The sequence below is a fragment of the Aeromonas lacus genome, from assembly GCF_000764665.1.
GTDB classification, from domain to species: Bacteria; Pseudomonadota; Gammaproteobacteria; order Enterobacterales; family Aeromonadaceae; genus Aeromonas; species Aeromonas lacus.
In genome coordinates this window covers 1-743 of record NZ_JRGM01000077.1, presented here as the reverse complement: position 1 = coordinate 743, position 743 = coordinate 1, and the positions used below count along the sequence as shown (strand labels likewise).

General features: G+C 38.4%; 2 protein-coding genes. Both read right to left on the bottom strand.

What is annotated here, in order from left to right:
- Positions 1 to 25: 25 nt before the first annotated feature.
- Positions 26 to 559 carry an RloB domain-containing protein gene (locus tag LG31_RS0107695; RefSeq protein WP_050513433.1) on the bottom strand — a complete coding sequence of 178 codons (534 nt, stop codon included), beginning with the start codon at positions 557 to 559 and terminating at the stop codon, positions 26 to 28.
- Positions 560 to 561: 2 nt separating this feature from the next.
- A partial coding sequence (locus LG31_RS21620) for a hypothetical protein (RefSeq protein WP_238567497.1) occupies positions 562 to 743 on the bottom strand: 182 nt, incomplete at its 5' end.

The following is a 743-nucleotide window of genomic DNA, read 5'->3' as shown; positions in this document are numbered from 1 at the left end:
CACTCACGATTACAGCGCTTTTAATCTACCCCTCCTCGAAAACCTCTTTAACCCTCCCCTCCAGGCATTTAATTATCTTATCTAGAATGGCAACTTTTAATCTCATCTCTTCAAGAACTTCAAACGTAAAGTGCTTTTCAAGAATAGCGCGCTCTATCATCGCGTTCTTCTTTTTCAAGATAGATAAATTAAATGCCTCTTTACATCCTTGGCTATCTTGAGGCTTTTTCATTTTTAGAACATCAAGGAAAAAACCCTCAGCACAAGGTTCTGAACCAATAAGAACGATTTTTTTCGATCTTGCCTTTTTTATTGACTCTGCTGGCCACTCCAAATCAGTATCTAAAAATACACAGCAATGGTTATAATCATCTTGCCTCTGCATGGTAATAGCCTCAGCTATAATATGTTTTGGACCTTTACCATCCGCAGACCTGACTGTTACTTTCGCTTTCCCTGGTGAATAAATCCCCCGAAGATACTCAATGAAAGTCTTTTCGGTGGGACCTTCTCCAACAAAAAGAATGGTGGTATGTAACTTTCTTTTTTCTCTTGCCATTTTTATCTACCTATCATAGGCACACCACCTAACGCGCCACTCATATATTTAGTATAAAGGTTATCCTGACTACGAATGCCTTCAATGTCATCAATTCGCCATACATCAGACTCTGAGTTTTCTTTCTCAACAATAAAGCAATGGTGCTTTTTAAGATTTTTTAATACTTCCGGTGTGTGAGTAC